Origin of the sequence: Sphingomonas sp. dw_22 (genome assembly GCF_018449795.1) — a bacterium.
Taxonomy (GTDB): domain Bacteria; phylum Pseudomonadota; class Alphaproteobacteria; order Sphingomonadales; family Sphingomonadaceae; genus Sphingomonas.
Map to the genome: position 1 here is coordinate 1 of NZ_JAAVVE010000061.1, position 17,648 is coordinate 17,648.

Genomic DNA, 17,648 nt, shown 5'->3' on the forward strand with positions numbered 1-17,648 from the left:
GCGAGCGCGGGCGCGGCGCCCGAGACGAAGGCGGCCCCCGCCGCGAGCTTCACCGCGTCGCGGCGCGAGAGCGAAAGGTCAGCAGGCATCGCCTTCTCCTGAAAGGGAAATGGGGGTGCCGGGGCGCGCTTCGGGATGGAGGCAAGCCGCGCGCCCCGGCGGGGGGATCACAAGTCCTTGCCGTCGGGCACCGGCGCGATCACCAGCGACAGCCGCTCACCATCGGTCATCATGCCCGACTGGAGCAGCACCCGCGTCCCGTCCGGGCTGAAGCTCGGATGGGCATGGTCCGGCCGCATGCGGTGGCCGGTGGTGAGCAGGGTGCGCTTGCCGGTCCTGCGGTCGATCAGGTGGACGTTGCCGTCGAAATCGTCGCCCGCCGCCCAGCGCCCGTCATAGGTGACTCCGTTGTGCCAGTATCCGCCGGTGTTGGTCTCGTCCTGCGGGATGTTGACGCTGTTGAGGTATTTCAGCTCGCTGCGGGTGACGGTGGTGCTGTCGGTCTGGCCGAGATTCTCGACGCGGCCGTCGCGCAGCGAGACCACCATGATGCCCGAGGGGCGCTGCCGCAGCTTCATCGTATGGCCCATCAGGTTGAAGATCACATGATCGGCATCGGCGAACTGCTCATGCGTCACCCAGTCGTCCGGGCCCTCGACATAGATCGGGCGGTTGCCCGAGCCGTCGCCATTCACCAGCCACATGCGCTGGTCCGCGTCGCCGCCGGTCTCGTGGCAGTACATCACCTCGCCGGGCTTGAGCGGATTGGCCTGGATATGGCCGATCAGCCAGGGCGTCTTCAGGATGGTCCTGGTCGCGCCGGTGGCGATGTCCACCGAGCGGATGCCGCTCGGCACCTGCGGCGCGAGCGCACCCGGCGCGCGGGGCGGCTGCTTGTGCTGGTTGAAGCTCAGATAGGCGGTCTTCTCATCGGCATCGAGGCCGAAATTGGTGGTGATGGTACCGTCCTTCGGCATGGCCGCGACGACGCGCTCATAGCCCTGGGCGCGCATCTTGCCCCTGGCGGAATCCGCCAGCAGCGGCCCCAGGTCGATCTCGACCAGCTCGGCACCGTCGACGCCGCCCGCCGGCTGGCGGGTATAATAGATCCTGTTGGAGAGCCGCGCGACGTTGAGCCCGCCGGTGTTCACGCCCGGGCTGTCGGTGATCTGGACGATGTCGCCGGTGATCTCGTTGACGACGAACGCCTGGGGCGTGCCCGAGGCGGCGCGATCCGACGAGCGGAAGACGATCCAGTTGCCGTCCTTCGTCCATTGGCGGTGCGTCGGATAGATCTTGGAGTCGCTCGACGCGCCCGAGGTCAGGATCTTGAACGGCCGGCCGGTGATCCGGTCGACGACGGTGCGCGTCTCGGAGGGATAGCGCTTGCCGACGTCGTCGGCATAAGCGGGCACGGCAAAGGCAATGGCGGCAAGCATCATGCCGCCGATCAGGCGTTTCAGCATCTTCTCTCCCCTGTGCAAAAAGGGCTTCCCGGCCGGCGGAGGTGGTTGCCGGCCGGGAAACCTTCGCGGTTGCCTCAGAACTTGAAGCGCGCGCCGACGAAGAACTGGCGACCGGACTTGGAATAGACCTGCTGGTCGCGGATATCCTTGCCGTCCCAGAAATCGGTCGCCTGGTTGGTCAGGTTCAGCATGTCGATGCTGATGCCGATATTGGGCGTGATATCGTAGGAGATGGAGGCATCCAGGTTGAAGCTGGCATAGCTGCCGGTGGCGTCGGCCAGGCCGGCGCGCAGCGGCACCTGGCGGAGATATTCGCTGCGATACGCCCCCGACAGGCGCGCCGACAGCCCGCCGCCATCATAATAGAGCGTCGCGTTGAACGAATTGGGCGACACGTTGATGAGCTGGTCGTTCAGCGTCGGACCGTTCGGATCGGCGGTCAGGAAGTAGGTGATCTTCGAATCGATGTGCGTGTAGTTGAACAGCGCGCCGAAATTCTTGAGGAAGCCCGGCAGGAAGGTGAAGGGCTGCTGATAGTTGATTTCCAGACCCTTGATCGTGCCGCCGTTGGTCGTCTGGAAATTGGTGATGTTGATCGGCAGGTTCGGATCGGTCCCTTCCGGGAAGGCCGACATCGGGATGCCGCTCTGGGCGATCGTGGTCTGGGTCAGGAGTTGCTGCGCGAAGGTGTGCAGCGTCTTCTGGAACACCGCCAGCGACAGCACCGCGCCGCGCTGGAAATACCATTCCACGCTCGCATCGAGATTGGTCGCGCGGAACGGCTCCAGGTCCGGATTGCCGACCGAGGAGGAGAAGTTGTTGGAGGTGTTGGTGACCGCACCGCCCGGGGTCAGGTTTCCGAGCGCGGGGCGCGAGATCGCCTTGGCCGCGGCGAAGCGGAAGATCAGGTCGCGATTGACCTCCAGGCTCATGTTGAGCGCCGGCAGGAAATCGCTGTAGGTCCGCTGCGCCTCGACCGCCGGCAGCGCTGCCGAGATGTACCCGACCGAATATTGCTTGGTCCAGGCATAGCGGATGCCGGCATTGCCGCGCAGCGTCAGCGAATCGTTCAGCGGCAGCTTGAAGTCCATCTGGGCATAGGGGCTGTTGTCCGTCTCGCGCACGAAACGGTTGTTGCCCAGCGCCGCGCTGGTGCTGATGCGGAAATCGCCCATCGCGTTCACGCAGTTGCAGTTATAGTCGTAGATATTCTCGAACGCGTTGAGATCGGGAATGACGAAGCTGGTGACCGATCCGGCAGGCAGATCGAGCTGACGGCCGAAATCGGTGATCGGCAGGCTCACATCGGCCATGCTGGTGCCCGCGGGGAGATTGCCGTTGACGATCGTCGAGGCGGTGCGCGACAGGCTCACCGTCTGGAAGGTGAACTGCTTATAGGCATAGCCCACCTTGCCGGTGATGTTGTCGTTGAACTCCCACGAGAAATCGGCCTTGGCGTTGCGGAACTTGTTGTCGACGCGCTGGCGCTGGACGCGAATGTCCGAATAGCCGTTGATGAACCCCCAATTGTCGGGATTCGAGGCATCGAAGCCGAGATCGAGCAGCGGGCGCCGCTTGCTCTGGCGCGTGTCGTAGACGAAGCCGTCGCTGTCCATCGCGTCGAACGAGATGAGGGTGAACTCGGGGATCACGAAGAGCGAGCGCGACTGCCCGTAGAGCAGGTTGAGCTTGCCCCGCTCGCCGACCTTCTGGTCGAGATTGCCGGTCAATTGCCAGAAGGTCGTGCGCGACCGCTCATAGGCGTTGATCATGCGGGAATCGACGTCGTCGAACACGCCGTAGCGCAGCAGGCCGGTCTCATCGACCTCGGCTTCGCGGATCTTCATGTTCGGCCGGCCGGTCGACTGGGCAGCGGTCAGGTCGCCGGCCGCGGCGCCGTTGCCGCGGGCAAAGTTGATCGTGTTGGTCGCGATGTCGGTCTTGCGCTGGTCGTATTTCGAGAAGGCGCCGTCGATCGTCAGCAGGGTCGCGTCGCTCGGCTGCCACTGGATCGAGCTGGTGAGCCCGAGACGCTTCTGGCGATCGATGAAGCGGCCGAAACCGGGCAGGCGCGGCACGAACACACCGGCGCGCGCCACCTTGTCATAGGCTTCGGGCGTCGAGCCGGGATTGGGGCCGTCGGCGGGGGTGCAGTTCGGCGTGAACGGGGTGGTCGTCACCAGCGTGTTGATCGGCGTGACGGACGATCCCGGCACCACCGGGCAGAAGCCGTTCTGCTGCTCCCAATAATCCGACAGCGAGGTGTTCGAATAGGCTTCCTCCTCGGCCGTGCGCTCCGAATAGGCGGCGGAGAACAGGATGCCGATCGTGTCATGCGCGAAGGTGTCGCTGATCAGGCCGGCGAGGCGCGGCTGCACATGGTTGCCCATCTCGTAATAGGCGCCCTGCGCCGAGATGGCGCCGCGCAGGCCCTTCTTGTCGAACGGGCGCGCGGTGGTGAGGTCGACGGTCGCGCCGAGCGAGCCTTCGTCCACCTCGGCCGATTGCGACTTGCGCACGGTGATCGAGTTGAACAGTTCCGAGGCGAACAGGCTGAAGTCGAAGCCGCGCCCGCGATTGACCGTGGAGCCCAGCGTCGAGCCGGTGGTGGCGGCGATCGCCTCGATCCCGTTCAGCCGGACGCGCGAGAAGTCGCCACCCAGGCCGCGCACCGTGATGTTGCGGCCCTCGCCCGCGTCGCGCTCGATCGAGATGCCGGGAATGCGCTGGAGCGATTCCGCGACGTTGGCGTCCGGGAAGTCCGCCATGTCCTGCGCGTTGATGACGTCGACGATGTCGTTCGACTCGCGCTTGACGTTCAGCGCGCTTTCCAGCGAGCCGCGGAGACCCGTGACGACGATCTCGTCGCCGATCTGGGCCTGGTCGCTCGTCTGGACCTCTTGGGCAGCAGGCTGATCCTGGGCCGTCTGCGCAGCGGCGCTGCTCACCCAGCAGGCCGCAATCGCAAAGGCCGAAACACATGCGCGAACCTGGATTCGCCGACGATGACTAATGGAAACCTTCATTCCCCTCTCCTGTTGCAAGTGCGTCTTTGCGCACTTTGGCGACAGCGGCGTTTTTGCCGCTTGATCGAGCAGAACATGCAATCGATTCGGATGCAAGTCAAATATTGGTAGACTGTTTCACATTATGAAACTATGTTGAGGCCTCAGATAAAATATTCAGGAGAGGTTCGGATGACCGAGTTTCCAGTGAGTCGGCGCGATTTCATGCGGAATGCGGCTCTGACCGCAGGCGCCACCATGGCCGCAGCGCCCTTCGCGCAGGCGGCGGTCACACCGGGGCTGGTCGCCGCCACGCAGCACGGGAAGGTCCGCGGCTTCATCGACCAGGACATCTACGGCTTCAAAGGCATCCCCTATGGCGACGACACCGCAAAGTTCCGCTTCGCCGCGCCGCGCCCGCCCCAGCCCTGGACCGGGGTGCGCGACGCGCTGGCGTTCGGCCCACGCGCGCCGCAGCCGGGCACGGCCCAGTCCTCGGCCTCCAGCGGCGCTCAGGCCGGCCCGATCAGCGAGGACTGCCTGTACCTCAACGTCTGGACCCCGGGCCTGCGCGACAATGCCAGGCGCGCGGTGATGGTCTATATCCATGGCGGCGGCTACAACGCGCTGTCGGCGAACGACGCGCTCTATGACGGCGTGCGCCTGTGCAAGCGCGGCGACGTGGTGGTGGTGACGCTCAACCACCGGCTGAACCTGTTCGGCTATCTCTATCTCGCCGAGCTGGGCGGGCCGGCCTTCGCGGATTCGGGCAATACCGGCCAGCTTGACCTGATCCTCGCGCTGCAATGGGTGCGCGACAATATCGCCGAGTTCGGCGGCGATCCGGACCGGGTGCTGATCTTCGGCGAATCGGGCGGCGGGGCGAAGAACGCCTGCCTGATGGGCATGCCCTCCGCCATGGGCCTGTTCCAGCGCGCCGCCTCTTCGAGCGGCGAGGCGGTAACCGCCTCCCGGCCCGAGACCGCCACCCGGCGCGCCGAGCAGGTGCTGAGGGCGCTCGGCCTGCCGCGCGAGCGGATCGCCGAGATCCGCACCCTGCCGATGGAGAAGCTCGTCGCGGCGACGGGCGCCGCCGGCTATTACGGCCCGGTGGTCGACGGCCGCTCCGTGCCCCGGCATCCGTTCGATCCGGACGCGCCCTCCTTCTCCGCGCACATCCCCTTCATGGTGGGCACCAATCGCGACGAGGCCCGCCTGCTGATCGGCCGCAGCGCGCCGCAGATGTTCGACCTGACCTGGGAAACGCTGCCGGCGAACATGGCGAAATATGCCGAGAAGATGGGGTCGCTCGATCAGGGCGAGGTGATCGCCATGTACCGCCGCAACCATCCCGATTTCTCGGCGAGCGACGTCTTCTTCGCCGCGACCACCGATTCGCGCGACTGGCGCCCGGCGCTGGTCGAGATCGAGCGGCGCGCGGCGCTGCCGGCGGGGGCCGCGCCGACCTATTCCTATGAGCTGCACTGGGGCTCGCCGGTCAATCCGAAATGGAAGGCGCACCATGCGCTCGACCTGCCGCTGCTGATGGACAACGTCACCCTGTCGCCGCGCGTCACGGGCACCGGGCCGCAGGCCTATCAGATGGCCGAGATCATGAGCGAGACCTATATCGCCTTCGCCAAGACCGGGAATCCCGACAATCCGAAGATCCCCCACTGGCCGGCCTATGACCTGAAGCGCCGCGCGACCATGGCCTTCGACCTCCCGCCGCAGGTGATCGACGACCCCCGCAGCGAGCCGCGCCGGATGTTCTCGCAGGTGCCCTATGAAAATCCGGGCACCTGACGGATACACCTCATTCGATATTGGTATATAGTTCCATATTATGGAAGCGTGTCACTGGGCAAATATGGGAGGAGAGGGCGGGATGACCGAGTTTCCAGTGAGTCGGCGCGACTTCATGAGACAGGCGGCGCTCGCTGGCGCGGCCGTGCCGATGGCGGCCGAACCCGCCCTGGCGGAGGCGACTCGGGCCGCCGCGCCTCCTTCTTCCGACTCGGACATCGCCTGGCTCGACGGCGCACCACCGGCATCGCACGAAGGGCAGAGCTGGGGCGCTCCCTGGCCGCGCGGCACCGTCCCGGCCAGGGCTGCGTTTCGCGCAACTGCGAGCGACGGCAAGCCCGTCCCCTTGCAGAGCTGGACCACCGCCTGGTGGCCCGACGGCTCGGTCAAATGGACCGCCCATGCGATCCCCGCACGCGAAGCGCTGGCGCCGGGCCTCAGCATCCAGCCCGGCAAGCCTGCCGCTCCGGCACAACCCGTCACTGTCACCGAAACCGCGGATTCGATCCAGGTCTCGACCGGCGATGTGCGTTGGCAGATCGGCAAGCGCGGCGCGGCGATCCTCCAGTCGGCGACGAATAGCGGCCGCGAGGCGCTGCGCGACGTCCGCCTGGTCGCCACCGCGCAGGACGGGCCGGACGGCGACGACGGCTCGGCCGGCGCGCTCACCCGCTACACCGCCGAGATCACCGGCGCGACGATCGAGCAGCGCGGCCCGGTGCGCGCGGTCGTCCGGGTCGAGGGGAAGCACAGGGGCAATGGCCGCGAATGGCTGCCCTTCAGCCTGCGCCTCTATTTCCATGCCGGCTCGGCGGCGGTGCGCATCGTCCACAGCTTCGTGTTCGACGGCGATCCGGACAAGGATTTCATCCGCGGCCTCGGCCTCACCGGATCGGTGCCGATGCAGGACCGGCTGCACGACCGCCATATCCGCTTCGCGGGCGAGGATGGCGGGCTGTGGGGCGAGGCGGTGCGGCCGCTCACCGGCCTCAGCCGCGATCCCGGCAAGGCCTTTCGCGAAGCCCAGCTCGCCGGCCAGCCGACACCGGCCTTTGCCGACATGGCACCGGGCGTGCGCAACCTGATCGAGCGCATCGCAGCCTGGGGGGATTTCACCCTGTCCCAGCCCAATTCGGACGGCTTCTCGATCGCCAAGCGCACCAAGCCCGGCCATGGCTGGATCGACGTCGACACCGCGCGGCGTGCGCCGGGCCTCGGCTATGTCGGCAGCGTCTCGGGCGGCGCCGCCTTCGGGATGAAGGATTTCTGGCAGCGCTGCCCGGTGCGGCTCGACATCCGCGACGCGGCGACCGACCTGGCCGGGTTCACCATCTGGTATCATTCGCCCGACGCCCCGGCGATGGACCTGCGCTTCTATCACGACGGCCTCGGCATGAACGACCATGTCGCCGAAAACGAAGGCCTCGACATCACTTATGAGGATTATGAAAAAGGCTGGGGCACCGCGCACGGCATCGCCCGCACCACCGAGTTCACGCTATGGGCGCTCCCCGCAACCCCGAGCCGGGCAAGGCTTGTCGAGATGGCGCAGGAGGTTTCCCGCCAGCCCCGCCTGATCTGCACGCCGGCCCGCCTCCATGCCGCCGGTGTGTTCGGGCTATGGAGCCTCGTCGATCGCTCCACTCCGAAGCGCAAGATACTCGAAGGCCAGCAGGATGCGGTGCTGGACTTCTACAGGGACGAGATCGACCGCCGCCGCTGGTATGGCTTCTGGAACTATGGCGACGTCATGCACTCCTATGATTTCGGCCGTCATGTGTGGCGCTACGACATCGGCGGCTATGGCTGGGATAATAGCGAGCTGTCGACTGACCTCTGGCTCTGGTACGCCTATCTGCGCAGCGGGCGGGCCGATGTCTTCCGCATGGCCGAGGCGATGACGCGCCATACCGGAGAGGTCGATGTCTATCATATCGGCCCCTATCGCGGCTTTGGCACGCGGCACGGCGTGCAGCATTGGGGCGACAGCTCGAAGCAGCCGCGTGTCTCGAACGCCGCCTATCGGCGCATCTATTATTACATGACCGCCGATGAGCGCTGCGGCGATCTGATGCGCGCGCTGAACGACAGCGAATATACGCTCCAGCGCGTCGAGATCGGCCGCAAGGTCGATGCCCGCGCTTCGCGGAAGGGACCGCCGGGCGCCAATAGTGGCGTGCGCGCGGACAGCAAGCTGCCCGAAGGCCAGGTGTTCGTGCAGTTCGGCAGCACCTGGGGGGCGCTGATCTCCGCCTGGTACACCGAATGGGAACGCACGCGCGACGCCAAGTGGCGCAACCGGATTGTCGCGGGCATGCGCTCGATCGCGGCGATGCCACAGGGCTGGTTCGTCGGCGGCGCGCCCATGGACCTCAAGACCGGCGCGTTCATCAGTCCGGGCACACAGGTGAGCATGAGCGTCCTGAACGGCGTGTTCGGCGTGTTCGAGATGCACGCCGAGCTGCTCGAACTGATCGACGAGCCCAAATATCGCGAATGCTGGCTCGACTATTGCGCCTTCTTCAACGCGCCCAAGGACCAGCTCCAGGCCAAGACCGGCCAGCCCGCGCGCGGCCAAGGCCTGCGAACAGCCCACTCGCGCTTCACCGCCTATGCCGCGGCCCATCGCAAGGATCCGGCGCTCGCGAAACGCGCCTGGAGCGAATTCTGGGAAGCGGACGACGAAGGCTATGACGGCTTCGCGCGGGAAACGGTACGCCGCATCGCGGGGCCGGACGTGCTCAAGCCGATCGACGAGATGACCGGCGTCCGGACCAACGGCACCGCGCAATGGAGCCTGGCGGCGATCCACAATCTCGCGCTGATCGGCGACGTGCTCGGCTGAACGCCCGGGACGAATCGACATCCAGCGCCGGTGTCAGCCGACAATCCTCCATTCCTTCACCCCGGCCGAAGTGCCGGGGTGACGAAGGGGCACCTAACCTTGGGCGATCCGAAAGTTACGCACCCGGAGATGCGACTTGGTCGTCCGCAGCCCGAAATGCCCCTTCGTATAGGGATCGGCATCGTCCAGCCGGAACAGCGGCTGTCCGTCACGCTCCACCGCGGCACCGCGCCCGTCGGCGATCAGCCTGATCCGCGTCCAGCGATTGGGCACGAGCAGCGAACCCGCGTCACTCCGGTCATGGCCGGGGAGTAGCGGCCGATCGCCGGCGACGCCGATATAGCGGCGCATCCGCGTCGTCGTGTTCCGATTGCCGCCGATTCCGACATAATAGGTGCGGATCAGATCGTAATCGGCAAAGGCCCCGCTGCGCCGCCGCGCGAGCACCGATCCGCCGGGCGCCGCCGGATCGGTCGCCATCCAGAAGGCGTTGACGTCGCTCACCGCATCGTTCGGCCTGCCCTCCGACACCGCCAGCGCCTCATAGTCGATCGTCACCGGCGCGGTCAGTTCCTGGCGGAACCAGAGCGTGATCCCCTCCAGGCTGTCGATGTCGAGCACCCCGCCCTCGGCCCGCACCCGCGCCGCGTCCTGCGCCTCCACCACCCATTGTCCGAGACCGTGGCGGAAATCGTCGCTATAGGCCGCGCCGCCCAGTTCCCGCGCGCGCATGCAGCCCGCGATCGGCAGCGCCGCCGTTGTCCCCAGGAATTCGCGCCGATTCAGCATCATCTCTCCCATAACCGTTTGACGCATCGCCTGAGGTAATTTATCCGCATTATGGATAGTGGTACCACATAATAAACTTTGGAGGGAAGCCGTGAGCACCCATGCCTTCCGCATGCAACTCAAGCCGGGCGTGGTCGACGAATATCGGCGCCGCCATGACGAAATCTGGCCGGAGCTTGCCGAACTGCTCACCGCTTCCGGCATCCACGACTATTCGATCTTCCTCGACGAGGAGACGCTCGCGCTGTTCGCCGTGCTCAAGCTGCGCGACGACAACAGCCGCGACGCGCTGCCCGGGCATCCGGTCATGAAGCGCTGGTGGGACCATATGGCGCCGCTCATGGAAGTGGAGCCCGGCAACCGGCCCAAGGAATGGCCGCTCGTCCCGCTCTTCCATCTCGATTGAACCAATTCCCGTATTTCAGGAGACCTTCTTTGGCCGCCCTCACCCATGACCTGCCGCGCGCGGAAATCCGCCAGGCGATCGACAAGCTGATCGACAATCTCGTCAACTTGAAGGACGAGACCGGCGAGTTCCTGCTCCGGCTGGAGGACGGCCGCGTCGTCGACACCAAGGGCTGGGCCGGCTGGGAATGGACCCATGGCATCGGCCTGTTCGGCATGTACCGCTATTTCGAGCAGACCAACGACGAGAAGGCGCTCGACGTGATGCTGCGCTGGTTCGCGGACCGGTTCGCCGAGGGCACGCCGACCAAGAACATCAACACCATGTCGCCCTTCCTCACGCTCGCCTATCTCTACGAGCAGACCGGCGACCAGAGCTGGCTCCCCTATCTCGACACCTGGGCCGAATGGCTGATGGCGCCGGACGGCCTGCCCAAGACCGAGGAGGGCGGCTTCCAGCATATCGTCTTCAACGACGAGAACCCCGGGGAGCTGTGGGACGACACGCTGATGATGTCGGTGCTGCCGCTCGCCAAGATCGGCCTGCTGCTCGATCGGCCGCATTATGTGGAGGAGGCCAAGCGCCAGTTCCTCATCCACATCAAGTATCTGTTCGATCGCCCGACGGGCCTCTGGTATCATGGCTGGACCTTCGAGGGCCGCCACAATTTCGCGGGCGCGCTGTGGGCGCGCGGCAATTGCTGGGTCACGATCGCGATCCCCGAGATCCTCGACATGCTCGACCTGCCCGAGGACGACGCCTTCCGCGTCTTCCTGATCGACACGCTCGAGGCGCAGGTGAAGACGCTGGCCGAGCATCAGGACGAGAGCGGCCTGTGGCACACGCTGATCGTCGATCCGACAAGCTATCTGGAAGCGTCCGCCACGGCGGGCTTCGCCTATGGCATCCTGAAGGCGGTGCGGATGCGCTACATCTCCGCCGACTATGAGGCGGTGGCGATCAAGGCGGTGCAGGCAGTGCTCGCCAATATCGATGCGAGCGGCGAGCTGAAGCAGGTCAGCTTCGGCACCGCGATGGGCGACACGATGCAGTTCTACAAGGACATCCCGCGCACCTCGATGCCGTACGGCCAGAGCCTCGCGATCGTCGCGCTGGCGGAGTTTTTGCGGACGTACATCTGATTTCTCGACCGCCCCTCCTGCCAAGGCGGGAGGGGCGAAGCCGTATCGGCGGAGTGGACGGGGTATATCGCAAAGTTGACGAAAACCGCGCTGGACGGCCCTCTTCAATGCGGGCCGACGGGACCGGTTTCCGCTGAGGTTTGGCCCGATTCGTATGGTGCGCGAGCGGACGCTTCGCACGCCGAAGTTGGCGACTACCGGCGCCACGCGCAGGCAAGTCCCTGTACGGGCGGTACATTGTGCATGCGCACTTGAGAGTATGAACCGATGAGAAAGAGCGCGCCCGGCAGAAGCCAGGCACGCGCAACATGGCCGCGCGTCTCCTACAAAGATAGCCTGGGCTCATGCAGCCCCTGGAGTGGGATCATTTCAGCCTGATCCCCTCTCCCCTCTGGGGAGAGGGGGGCGAGCCGAAGCCGAAGCCGGGAGAGGGATAAGTGCGACGCACCATCGATGGGCCCCTCTCCCCGGCCCTCTCCCCAGAGGGGAGAGGGAGAAGAAACTGGCAACGCTGATCTCCACGTTAAATGTCGATCCGTCCTAAGTGCCAGCGTCGATCCGCACCGCTTCGATGCCCGGGCGCGCAGCCTCGCCCTTGAAGCCCTCGCGCACCAGCCCCGGCGCATTCTCCGCATGGAGCGCGTGGGTGAAATAGTCCGGCCGGTCAGCGCCCCAACGCACCGTGCAGTCGCGCAGCGTCACCCGCTCCGCCCGCCGCACGCTGATGCCGACGGTGGCATGCTTCTCGATATCGGCCACAGCCTTGGTCGGGCGATTGTCGAACATGCCGCCCGGATATCCGGTCCAGCGCTCGAAGGTCACGTCGACATCCTCAAGCGTCACGTCGCGCACATGGCCGGGCGCGTACCCTTCGATGCGGATGCTGTTCTCCGCCCGGCCGCGCACGCGCTCGACCTTCACGTCGTGGATGCTGCCGAGCTTCGTCCCGGGATCGCGCGGGATCGCGGTGAAGGAGATCGCCTCCCCCCTTCCCCACCACGGCGCCGAGAAATAGCGCGACGTGAAGCGGATATCGCGGAAGACCACGTTGAACACATTGCCCTCGTCGCGAAGCTGGATCGTGCAGCCGCGACAGCCCTGCACCACCTCGCAGCGCTCGAAGAGGATGTCGTGGATGTCCTGCACCGTCTCGGTGCCGATCTTGACGCCCGAATCCTGCGTCTCCAGCACGCAATCGCGCACCGTGATGTTCCGCGACGGGCCATATTGCGGGTAGCGCGCGGTGGTCTTGATGACGATCGCATCGTCGCCGCAGACGATGTGGCAGTCGCGAATCTCGACGTCCTGGCAATGGTCGGGATCGATACCGTCGCAATTGGGCACGTCCATCTGGTTGCGGATCGTCACATGGTCGATCAGCACCTTGCGGCAGCCGACCAGATGGACCGTCCAGCTCGGCGCCTGGCGAAGCGTCAGGTCGCGGATGCGGAGGTTCTCGCAATTCTCCAGCACGACGAGGCGCGGGCGGAAGTCCTTGGGCACCCACCATTCGCCCTCGGCGTCATAGCGCGCCATGAATTCGGGCGAACGGCCGTCGATCGTGCCGGTGCCGCTGATCGTGAGATTGTCCGCGCCGTTCGCATGGAGCACGCCGGCAAGCGGATCGGGATAATCCTCGGCCCGCACGCTCACCAGAAGCTGGGCGTCGCCCTCCAGGTGGAAGTCGATCCCCCCCTTCAGCGTCACCGGCCCGGTCAGATACTTCTTGCCCGCGCGCAGCAGCACGCGGGCGCCATTGCCCTTGGCCGCGGCCGCGTCGATCGCGCGCTGGATCGCGGCGGTGTCGGGGGTGACGCCATCGCCCCTGGCGCCATGGTCATGCACGTCGAACATCGCCTGCGCCTCCGCCTTTGCGCTTGCCGCAAGCCCCGCCAGCGTGGCGGCGGCCGCCGCGCCAAGGCATTGGCGGCGATCGAACAGCTCGGTCATTTGGCCGGATCCCCCGTGAATGAAACGTCCCACACCCTGGAGAGCTTCGCCGTGCCGGCGGGCCCCTCCACCTCCAGCGTCACCACGAACTTGCCGGGTGCTGCATAACGATGGACCGGGTGCTGCTCGGCCGAAGTCTCGCCGTCGCCGAAATCCCATTTCCAGCGCGTCGCCTTGGCCGGACTATCGTCATGGAACGCCACCACGCGCCGCGCGCGATCGAGGATGCGGAACGACCAGTCGGCCGCGATCGGCCGGGCAAGCGAAGCCTCGAGCGGCATCAGCCGGAACGGGCAGAGCTCCGACGCCTGGCCGTACATGGTGTGATGCGGCGACAGGTTCCAGAAACCGCGCCTGCCCGGCCCGTCATCGTCGATCACCGCCCAGGCCATGGCGAGCAGCCTGTCCTCACGCAGCTCCGTCTCGACCGATTTCGCCGGATCCTCGGGATCGGCATGGTCGAACGGCGTGATCCAGAACTCCATCACCAGCCTGCCCGGCTGGCCCGGCTTGAAATCATAATGATAGGCGATGTTCGACCAGGGCAGCCGCTTGATCCACGATGCCTGCGAGCCCCAGGCCATCGCCCAGTCCTTGTCCCCGGCGGGGGTGAAGATGTGGTAGTTCTGCGCGTGGATGTTCTGGAAGCCGAACCACGCCTCCTCCGGCGTCAGGTCGGGACGGAAGCGCCCGATCAGCGGGCCGCCCGAGCGATCGCCGTCGACCACCAGCTCGTAGATGTCGTTGGTCAGGCCGGGCGCGTTGAAGTTCCAGTAATCGTCGCGCGCCTCGTAGAGGAAATAGAGCCGGTTCAGCCCCTTCACCCAGCCGACGCGGACATTGACGTCCAGGCTCTTCGGATCGGGCTTGCGGCCCGATCCGTCGTCCGCCGCCAACGCCGACGTGCCGATCGCATAGTCCTTGCCCACCATTGCCCAGTCGGACGCATCGCCGTCGATCCGGGGAATCGCGTTGGCGGGGAACTGGAAGACGCGAAAGGCCGGCGCATCGCCGCCGGGCGCGGCGGGCGGCGCCCCCGCGCAGACGGCGAGCGCGCCCAGGAGCGCGAGCGGTGCGGCCATCCGCTTACTCCGCCTTCGCTATTTCCACCGCATAGACCTGGTTCGAGCCCTCCATGTTCGAGCGGAACACGATCCACTTGTTGTCGGGCGTGAAGGTCATGTTGGGCTCAAGCCGATAGTCGTGCTTGCGCATGTCGACCAGCTTCTCGGACGTGAAATAGCCCGGCGAGATCAGGTTCTCGCTGCCCGACGCATGGATGCCGGCGACGTCGGGAATGTCGTTCGGGGTGAAGAGGTAGAGATATTTCCCGTCCGGCGCGTGGGCGACCATCTCGTTGTCGCCGCCGTCGCCCGAGAAATGGGTGAGATCGGGCGAGCGGTTGAAATGCACCGACCATTCGTTGCGCTCCAGGTGGAACCACTTGCGCTTGCCGGTCGCCAGCTCATAGCCGCCCACCCAGAAATCCTGCCCGCGCGGCGTCTGCAGATCGTACCAGATCCACTTGCCGTCGGGCGAGAAGAACTCGTGGCCGGCGATCTCCATGTTCATGATTCGCTTGTGGATCAGCTGGTTGCCGGTGCCGTCGGTGCGGATCGTCCAGATCCGGTCGATCTTGTGCCACGGTCCTTCGTGGCAATACATGATGAGGTTCGGATCGGTCGGCGAGAACTGGATATGGTTGAGCCAGTCCTTGCTGGAGGCGATCACCACCTTGCGCGCGCCGGTCTTGATGTCGATCGTGAAGATCTCCATCGGAATGCCCGATTCCAGCCGGTCGTTCATCCGCACTTCCTTCGCCTCGGCGAAGGTCAGCGGCTTTCCGTCCGGGCCGTTGGCCTGATAGTTCGCCTGGCCGAACTGCTGGCGATCCTTGGGCGCATCCGGATTGCCGGGCTGGAGCGGCTTGTCGCTCGCCGCCCATTGGCCGAGCAGCAAGGTCTCGTCGGCGTTGATCGATCCGATGAAGCCGCGATCCACCTTGGCGATCTGGCGCGACTTGCCGCTGTCGATATCGGCCGCGAAGATCGTCGAGCCGGTGGCGCTGCGCCTGGCGTAATAGACCGTGCGCGTCTTGCGGCCGGTGAAGAGCAGCTGGAGGTCCGCGCCCTTGACGATCGTCGTCACCTTCCACGTCTTGAGCTCGACGCTCGCGATGCCGTCGGGAACCGAGATCACCATCTTGTCGCCCTGCGGCGTATAGCTGTTCTGGTGGAAATAGAGGCTCGCGCTGCCCGCTTCCTGGCTGATGCGGACGACGCGGTGATGCGTCAGCGGATCCACCCAGGTCTTGGGGCCGAGGGCGGGCACAGGCGCGACATCCTGGGCAGCGGCGACATAGGCGCCCGGCGCCCCTGAAACCAGGAACAGAAACGATGCGAGCGCTGCCTTGACCTTCATGCCACCCTACTCCCTCAGCACTTGTTGTTATTCCACATATTGCTATGCTGCTTCACTATATGATCCTATTCGGCAAGCGTGGCAAGCGATTCCATGCTTGAATCCGCGAGGCGACCAAGCCAGCGAACGGGCTTAGAGGAGAGGAAGATGGCGACGACCCCGGCACGGCCCGTAAGGCTGATAAACTACCTCGCCTATGGCTCGAACGACGTGCTCGGCGCGGGATCGATGGCGGTCGTCTCGGGCTGGGTGCTCATCTTCTACACGCAGTTCTGCGGTCTTTCCGCGAGCGAGGCGGCGCTGATCTTCGCGGTGGCGCGCATCCTCGATGCGATCACCTCGCCGCTGATCGGCTATATCTCGGACAATTTCGGTGCGACCTGGCTAGGCCGGCGCTTCGGCCGGCGGCGCTTCTTCATCCTGGCGGCGATCCCGCTGCTGCCCAGCTTCGCGCTGATGTGGCTGCCGGGGCAGCAATTCTGGTATTATCTCGTCAGCTATGTCGCGTTCGAGATGGTCTATGCGATGGTCATCATCCCGTACGAGACGCTCGCTGCGGAGATGTCGACCGACTACAGGACCAAGGCCAAGTTCGCCGGCGCGCGCATCCTGTGCGGGCAGGTCTCCGCGATCCTGGCGGGCTTCCTGCCGATGTGGCTCATCACCTGGCTGGGCCGCGACAGCGCGGACACCTTCTTCTACATGGGGCTGCTGTTCGCGGCTTTGTTCATGCTGACGGCGGGATTCCTCTATCTCTTCAGCTGGGAGCGGCCCGGCGCCGCGGCCGCCGCGGCGGCGCATCCGCGCGAGGGCGGCGCGCTGGGGGCCTTGCGGTCGCTCTATCGCAACCTCTTCTCGACGATGCGGATCCGCGCCTTCCGCCTGCATCTCGGCATGTATCTGGGCGGCTATATCAGCCAGGACGTGTTCAACGCGGCCTTCACCTTCTTCGTGATCTTCGCGCTCGCGGGCAGCACGGCGGTGGCCTCGGGGCTGCTCGGCACGATGTATATCGTCCAGCTCGTCGCGGTGGCGCTGGCGATCAACCTCGCGCTGCGCGCCTCTCCCGCGCTCGCCTATCGGCTGGCGGCTGCGAGCTTCGCGGCCGGCGTGATCGTGCTGCTGCTGCTCTGGAGCGGCGGCATGACCGCCACCAACTGGCTGATCTGGGTGCCGATCGTCCTCGCCGGCCTCGGCCGGGGCGCGCTCAACTATATCCCCTGGGCGACCTACAACTACATGGCCGACGTGGACGAGATCGTCACCGGCCGCCGCCGCGAGGGCAGCTTCGCCGGCGTGATGACCTTCGTGCGCAAGGCGACCCAGGCGGCCGCCGTCGCGGGCGTCGGCGTGCTGATGCAATGGGGCGGCTTCGTCTCCGGCGCCCACGTCCAGACGCCACAGGCGATCCACACGATCGCGCTGCTGCTCGGCATCGGCACGATCGGCGTGCTGCTGCTGGGCGTGCTCATATCCTTCCGCTTCCGGCTCGATCCGCGCACCCATGCGGTGCTGATGCAGGAGATCGAGCGGCTGCGCCGCGGCGAGACCAGCCCGAGCGATCCGCAAGCACAGGCGGTGGTCGAGGATCTGTCCGGCTGGCGCTACGACCAGCTCTGGGGGAAGAACGACGTGGCCGCCCGGCGCGACTGACGTCCGGCACAGAAAAGCCGTCATCCCCGCACGGGGATGACGGCTTTTTCGTATCCGCCGTTTTAGTAGGTAGTCCTGCCGCCGGAGGTATCGAAGGTATGTGCGGTGGTGAAGGAGCATTCGTGTGATGCCATGAACGCGACCATGGCGGCGGATTCGTGGACG

The 17,648-nt window shown here is 65.8% G+C and carries 11 protein-coding genes and 1 pseudogene; 5 read left to right on the plus strand and 7 right to left on the minus strand.

Annotated features, from left to right (window positions below; translation table 11 throughout):
• Positions 1–167: 167 nt before the first annotated feature.
• Both HB724_RS18560 and HB724_RS18565 read right to left on the minus strand, forming a co-directional pair.
• Positions 168–1,466 (minus strand): oligogalacturonate lyase family protein, encoded by a 1,299-nt coding sequence (locus HB724_RS18560; RefSeq protein WP_213982435.1) that lies wholly within the window; start codon positions 1,464–1,466, stop codon positions 168–170.
• A gap of 74 nt (positions 1,467–1,540) precedes the next feature.
• Entirely contained in the window at positions 1,541–4,414 is a 2,874-nt protein-coding gene (locus HB724_RS18565) for a TonB-dependent receptor (protein WP_213982436.1), read from the minus strand.
• 249 nt (positions 4,415–4,663) lie between these two features.
• Here HB724_RS18565 and HB724_RS18570 point away from each other — a divergent pair, with 249 nt between their 5' ends.
• Positions 4,664–6,277, plus strand: coding sequence for a carboxylesterase/lipase family protein (locus tag HB724_RS18570; protein WP_213982437.1), 1,614 nt, complete (start codon positions 4,664–4,666; stop codon positions 6,275–6,277).
• An 82-nt stretch (positions 6,278–6,359) separates the two neighbouring features.
• Positions 6,360–9,122 (plus strand): twin-arginine translocation signal domain-containing protein, encoded by a 2,763-nt coding sequence (locus HB724_RS18575; protein ID WP_213982438.1) that lies wholly within the window; start codon positions 6,360–6,362, stop codon positions 9,120–9,122.
• Between the two features lie 93 nt (positions 9,123–9,215).
• Here HB724_RS18575 and HB724_RS18580 read toward each other — a convergent pair whose 3' ends face one another.
• Positions 9,216–9,854, minus strand: a complete 639-nt coding sequence (locus HB724_RS18580; protein WP_256731619.1) for a DUF6250 domain-containing protein — start codon at positions 9,852–9,854, stop codon at positions 9,216–9,218.
• A gap of 148 nt (positions 9,855–10,002) precedes the next feature.
• Between HB724_RS18580 and HB724_RS18585 the strand changes: the two genes are divergently transcribed.
• Positions 10,003–10,317 carry an L-rhamnose mutarotase gene (locus HB724_RS18585; protein WP_213982440.1) on the plus strand — a complete coding sequence of 105 codons (315 nt, stop codon included), beginning with the start codon at positions 10,003–10,005 and terminating at the stop codon, positions 10,315–10,317.
• Positions 10,318–10,346: 29 nt separating this feature from the next.
• A complete protein-coding gene (locus HB724_RS18590) occupies positions 10,347–11,459 on the plus strand; it encodes a glycoside hydrolase family 88 protein (RefSeq protein ID WP_213982441.1) in 1,113 nt (370 codons plus the stop codon).
• Between the two features lie 540 nt (positions 11,460–11,999).
• Here HB724_RS18590 and HB724_RS18595 read toward each other — a convergent pair.
• From HB724_RS18595 to HB724_RS18605, 3 genes are read right to left on the minus strand one after another with little or no spacing between them, the layout of a single operon-like run.
• The gene (locus HB724_RS18595; RefSeq protein ID WP_213982442.1) at positions 12,000–13,409 is read right to left on the minus strand and encodes a glycosyl hydrolase family 28 protein; all 1,410 of its coding nucleotides are present in this window, start codon (positions 13,407–13,409) and stop codon (positions 12,000–12,002) included.
• Positions 13,406–14,491, minus strand: a complete 1,086-nt coding sequence (locus HB724_RS18600; protein ID WP_213982443.1) for a PKD domain-containing protein — start codon at positions 14,489–14,491, stop codon at positions 13,406–13,408. Before HB724_RS18600 ends, HB724_RS18595 begins: the two co-directional genes overlap by 4 nt.
• Positions 14,492–14,495: 4 nt before the next feature.
• Positions 14,496–15,830, minus strand: coding sequence for an oligogalacturonate lyase family protein (locus HB724_RS18605; RefSeq protein WP_213982444.1), 1,335 nt, complete (start codon positions 15,828–15,830; stop codon positions 14,496–14,498).
• Between the two features lie 147 nt (positions 15,831–15,977).
• Between HB724_RS18605 and HB724_RS18610 the strand changes: the two genes are divergently transcribed.
• A complete protein-coding gene (locus HB724_RS18610) occupies positions 15,978–17,483 on the plus strand; it encodes an MFS transporter (protein ID WP_213982445.1) in 1,506 nt (501 codons plus the stop codon).
• Positions 17,484–17,545: 62 nt separating this feature from the next.
• On the opposite strand, the pseudogene HB724_RS20585 reads toward HB724_RS18610, so the two are convergent.
• Positions 17,546–17,648 (minus strand): annotated as a pseudogene (locus tag HB724_RS20585) (3-oxoacyl-ACP reductase); the annotation flags it as partial.